At 68.3% G+C, this 4,874-nt stretch carries 5 protein-coding genes and 1 tRNA gene; 4 read left to right on the top strand and 2 right to left on the bottom strand.

Annotated elements, in window-relative coordinates:
- The first annotated feature begins 151 nt into the window (after positions 1-151).
- The gene (locus IPK75_19045) at positions 152-541 is read left to right on the top strand and encodes a hypothetical protein (protein MBK8200450.1); all 390 of its coding nucleotides are present in this window, start codon (positions 152-154) and stop codon (positions 539-541) included.
- Here IPK75_19045 and IPK75_19040 read toward each other — a convergent pair.
- Positions 538-1,482: an IS1595 family transposase gene (locus tag IPK75_19040; GenBank protein MBK8200449.1), complete on the bottom strand. Its 945-nt coding sequence runs from the start codon at positions 1,480-1,482 to the stop codon at positions 538-540. The two genes, IPK75_19045 and IPK75_19040, sit on opposite strands and share 4 nt — an antisense overlap.
- 137 nt (positions 1,483-1,619) lie before the next feature.
- On the opposite strand from IPK75_19040, the gene IPK75_19035 reads away from it, so the two are divergent.
- From IPK75_19035 to IPK75_19025, 3 genes are all read left to right on the top strand, one after another.
- Complete coding sequence (locus IPK75_19035) at positions 1,620-2,423, top strand: hypothetical protein (protein MBK8200448.1); 804 nt, start codon at positions 1,620-1,622, stop codon at positions 2,421-2,423.
- A 95-nt stretch (positions 2,424-2,518) separates the two neighbouring features.
- Positions 2,519-2,602: transfer RNA gene (locus IPK75_19030), tRNA-Ala, on the top strand.
- Between the two features lie 54 nt (positions 2,603-2,656).
- Complete coding sequence (locus IPK75_19025) at positions 2,657-2,839, top strand: hypothetical protein (protein ID MBK8200447.1); 183 nt, start codon at positions 2,657-2,659, stop codon at positions 2,837-2,839.
- A 1,136-nt stretch (positions 2,840-3,975) separates the two neighbouring features.
- Here the strand turns inward: IPK75_19025 and IPK75_19020 are convergent.
- Entirely contained in the window at positions 3,976-4,155 is a 180-nt protein-coding gene (locus IPK75_19020; GenBank protein ID MBK8200446.1) for a hypothetical protein, read from the bottom strand.
- Positions 4,156-4,874 lie beyond the last annotated feature (719 nt).

Here is a 4,874-nt window from a genome sequence, read left to right as displayed (position 1 = left end):
CTTGCAGGCTGGGGAAGCAAGGCGGACGGTGGAAAACCGGCAGAGGGTATGATACACGATTGGGATTGGGTACCTTCCGACAGGCATCAGCGGGACCAGCCGTCGCTTCCAGATCAGCGGTTCGAGTCGAGGCACTGGTAGGAGTCTCCAGATGGAATACCTAGACCTCAGCGCAACCAAGCCGTTCAAGCCCTCGGCCAAGTACAACCATGGCCTCGATGTGCTTGCCTACCGAGCGGAAGGCGGGACATGCGTCGCCGACAGGGTAGATGGGTTCTTGACCATCCTGTGGGACAAGGAGCAGAAGCGCATCGTTGGGATCCGCCTGAAGGGGTTCCGCTGGGTATTCAACGAGCTCAAGGGTCGGTTCAAGTGGACCGATGCGGACTTCCTGCCGCTTGTCAAGGTGCTCGAAGCCGTGATGAGCGACGGCTTGGGGCTCCAGATCGTTGCGGATCAGCGCGAGAAGTATGAACTCGCCAAGGGATGCGTGAGGAACTTCCACCTCACGCGAGAAGAGCTCACCGCGCTCGCGGCCTAGCCACCAACCTGCTCGCGGTAGGTGAGCCGCTTTCCCTCGGTCGTCTTCACCGCGAGCGCCACGCGCTGCCCGTCGTCGAGCTTCCGCGCGTTGTACCGGAACTCGAACTCCGCGCAGTAGCGGTGCAGGTGCTTGCGGCTGACCGAGTGGAACGTGCCGTAGATGCCGCGCTTGAGGAGCGAGAAGGCGCCCTCGATCGTGTTCGAGTGGACCGAGGGGTCCTCCTTGCTCACGTACTCCTTCCAGGAGTGCTCGGTGGTCCCGTGGCCACCGGCGAACTCGTGGCCGATCGCCTTGTATGCGGCCGACTCGTCGGTCATCAGGCGCGTGCGAGTTGCCTCCACGTTCTCGCGGAGTGCCTCTTGGACCTTGCTCGCGGTGAGTCGGTCGAGCGCGCGCAGGCGTAGCTCGCCGCCGCGCTGGACCACGCCGAACACGGGGGCCTTGGGCTTGTCCGCGCGCGGGCCCGGCTTGCTGCCCTTGTGGCGAGGCTTCCCGCCCACGAAGGTCTCGTCGGCCTCCACCGTGCCCTCCAGCTTCGGGTGCGGGCCGTCCGTGGCCATGCCGCGCCGGATCCGGTGCATCAGGAAGAGCGCGGACTTGTAGCTGATCTCGCACTCGCGGCTGATCTGGAGCGCGCTGACGCCCTTCTTCGACGAGCATGCGGACCACAGGGCGAATGCCCAGCACTTGAGGGGGAGGCGCGTCTCCTCCAGGGTCGTGCCCGTCCGGACCGTGTACATGCGCTGGCAGCCCCGGCAGCGCCAGCGGCGATCCTTGGCGCCCGCCTTGCCGGCCATCCGGTAGACGTTCAAGTCCCCGCACCGGGGGCAGGCCGGGGAGTCGCCCCAGCGCTGGACCTCGAAGAAGGCGATGGCCAGGCCCTCGTCGTTGCAGGCCGCGCGAAGGGCTTCCAGGACGGCGGAGGTGTTGCGCTTCATGGAGATAGCCTACGCCAGGTTGCAACAAGTAGCGCGATCCACTTCGGATTTTTTGCCGATACCGCCAGTTGACTTCGGCCCGAGAGTCCCGATAGGCTATCTGCACAGTTCGAGGACGCCTACACACCGAGACCGCCATGAGCAACGAAGCAGAAGCCGATGCCGAATCTAAGAAGAGCCGTAGCCCGAACTTCCCCTCCATCGGGTTGCAGCGGGCCGTGGACCTCCTGGGCAAGCTCTACGCCGAGGAGGGCGAGCACTCCGTTCCGGTAGCGCTTGCCGCCCAGCACTGGGGCTACGGGCCAAAAAGCAGCGTGTGGATGCAGGCGGTTGGCGCGCTGAAGTACTACGGTTTGGTGGTGGATGAGGGCTCGCGGGAGGCGCGCAAGATCAAGCTGTCCCCGCTCGCGCGCCGCATCTTGCTCGACAAGCGCCCCGACTCTCCAGAGCGCGCTAAGGCTCTCGCTGAGGCTGCCTTGAATCCGGCCCTACACGCCCGGATCTGGGAGCACTTCGAGGGCAAGCTGCCGAGCCCCGCCAACCTGGAGCACTATCTGGTTTTCGACCTAGGCTTGCTTGAGAAGCCTGCGAAGTCGCTGGCCGGTCAGTTCATCGGGACCGTTGCATACGCGGGCCTCGGGAAGGACAATGGAGCCGATGGCGCCCAGCCGCCCCCGGCAGGCGACGATGCTCCTCCCTTCGAGGAGCCGCCGCCCGAGTTCAAGCCCCGGGGCGGATCTTGGGCGCCCAAGCCCCCTCAGGACCCTCAGATGCGGGACTTCCCGATCACGCTCCCTAGCCTGTCCGTCGCCTACCTCCGCCTGCCCTACCCGATGTCAGACGGCGACTTCGAACTGCTGGAAGTCTGGCTCAAGGCCATGAAGGCCAAGCTGACTCAGCCTCAACCCACGGCGAGCACGGCTCTGGAGGGCGCCTCATGAGGAGGGTCTAGGGGCCGCCGCCAAGCGGCCCAGAGCAAGCCGGGGTCGGTGAGGCAACCTTGCACGCGCGCCCACCGCCCCGGCCCTTGGTAATCGCCGACGTGGCGAAACTGGCAAACGCACTCGCCTTGCACGCGAGCGGCTCCACGGCCTTGCGGGTTCAAGTCCCGTCGTCGGCACTCTCACCCATCGTCCGCAGCCTCACCACGAGGCGCTCGTAGGATACTCCATCCATGTCATCGAGCAAACCCCCTAAGAAGCCTGAGCGCCGTCCACGCCTGGAGCCCAGCAAGCCCGGCCCCGAGGCAGACCGCCTCGCCATCAAGCCCGAGCTGATCGTGCCGGCACTGAAGCGCATCCTGAAGCAGGGCGAGACACCTAGCGACCGGAAGCGGAAGCCGAAAGGCGAGAAGTAGCGCCGAGGGACCGACCGCGTTCCGTCCGCCGTCCGGGCTGGCCTTGCAACAAGTCGCTAGTTCCGATAAATATCCAGGAGTTGCCCTTCCCGGCTTTGGTTCTATTCTTCCGCGATGTCCCGCTCGAGAACGCCGCGCATCCATCCGGCGGCTCGTGCTTGTCGAGAACTCGATCCAGAGCCAGGACGAGCTCCGCTCACGCCTGAAGGCAGTCGGGTTCCGGGCTCCGGCAAGCCGGTTCCGTCGCGTGACCTGCGCATGCTGCGCGTGGCCAAGGAGGCCGGCGTCCTGCACCAGCTGCGCGAAGCCGAGCGCGTCACCTCGCTGACGGCGCGTGCAGTACCCTGCTGCGCTCTCGGTCGACACGGCGCGCGTTCGTGCTGCTGCGCTGCAGCCGGGCGCCGCCAGCGCGGTCGCGCGCGCTCGAGGCCGAGATGACAGGACGGCATCGTCGGCACCGCCGTGGCCGGCGACGACACCGTCTTGGTCGCGTCGCCAACCGCGCGGCGCGAGATCGCGTGAAGAAACGCGTGTCGCGCTCGTATCCGACCCTGACTCCGGTCGATGAACGTACTCCTCGCCTACTCCGGCGGTCTCGAACACCTCCTTCCTCGTCGCCTGGCTCGGAGGAGCAAGGGCACGCGGTCCCCACGCTCGCGATCGACTGCGGCGGCTGGAGCGCGGCCGAGAAGGCGTCGAGATCGAGCGCCGCTTCGCACGCCGGGGCGAAGGCCCACCTCCTGCTCGACGCGCGCCGGAGCCTACCGGCGCGTGATCCGCTGGCTGGTGGCCGGCAACGTGCGCGCGTGGCGAGGTTCACCCGCTCCGGAATCCGGCGCAGAGCGCGGCCTGCAGGCCGAGCTCGCTGGCGCGCGAGGGCCTCGCGCCTTCGACGCCGTCGCCCACGGCTGCACCGCGGCCGGCAACGACCAGTGCGCTTCGGGGCCGCCCTGGCGACGCTCGCGCCCGAACTCGTCGTGCTGGCGCCCGTGCGCGGAAGCTCGGCTTGCCAATCGCGACGACCAGCAGCGCGCGTACCTCGCCGGTCGGCTGTCTCCGCCGCCCTCGGCGGGCGCTACTCGGTCAACGCCGGGCCTATGGGGCCGGACGATCGGCGGGCAGGATCTCCTGACGAGCTAGGGCTCGCTCCCGGACGACGCCTGGCACTGGACCAGGGCGGCGGCGGTGACCGGACCTTCGTGGTCTCCTTCGAGCGCGGCGGGCCGGTCGCGCTGGACGGCGAGGCGCTCGAGCCCGTTGGCGCTGATCGAGCGCCTGAACGAGCGCGCCGGCTCGGCGCCAGCCGCGGCTACCACCTCGGCGCGACACCGTGCTCGAGCATCATGGGCCGCATCGTCTTCGAGGGCGCCCGCGGTGAGGTGCTGCTCGGCCGCACGCGAGCTCGAGAAGCTCGTCTGACCGAGGAGCAGCGCACCACCGCCCGGACCAGCTCGGCGACCAGTACGGGCGCCGGCTGCGTGGGTTCTTCCAAGGCCTGCTCCAGCGCGACGTCGAGGGCCCTGCTGACCTCCTCTGCTGCGGGAAGCGCGTCACCAGGCGGCGCGTACGCGTGCGCGGCGGCCTGATGGTCGAGGGCGTCGAGTCGCCTTCAACGCCGATAGAGCGTCTCCGATACCAAGTGCGGCTGGCGCGCTGCCCAGGGCAGCGACCGCACGTGCAGCGCTGGGCTACGCGCGCATCTGGCCGAACCGGCGCGGCTGTTCGCAAGGCCGGCGCCGGCACACTCCGCCCCCAATCGCGTCCGCGATCCTCGAAGGGAATCCGATGAAGCGTTGCACTCTCGACAAGATCGCCTCGGTCACGAAAGCGCCTCGCTCGACGCGAACGCCGTGCTGGGCCCCGAGAGATCCCCGCCGTGGCTGGCCGGCACCGTCGTCGCCGCGCGCGCGTCTGAACGCAGACGAGGCTACAACACGCTCGAGATCCGGGCGCATGGTCGCGCGCATCGAGGAGCGACGTGATCGCCAGCGCGCTCGGCCACCGCGACGCGCTCTGCAGCCACGCCGGGCGCGTG

This window comes from Acidobacteriota bacterium, from assembly GCA_016712445.1.
In the GTDB taxonomy this organism is placed as follows: domain Bacteria; phylum Pseudomonadota; class Alphaproteobacteria; order Caulobacterales; family Hyphomonadaceae; genus Hyphomonas.
The sequence above is the reverse complement of the archived record's forward strand: the minus strand, read 5'-3'. Positions and strand labels throughout refer to the sequence as shown.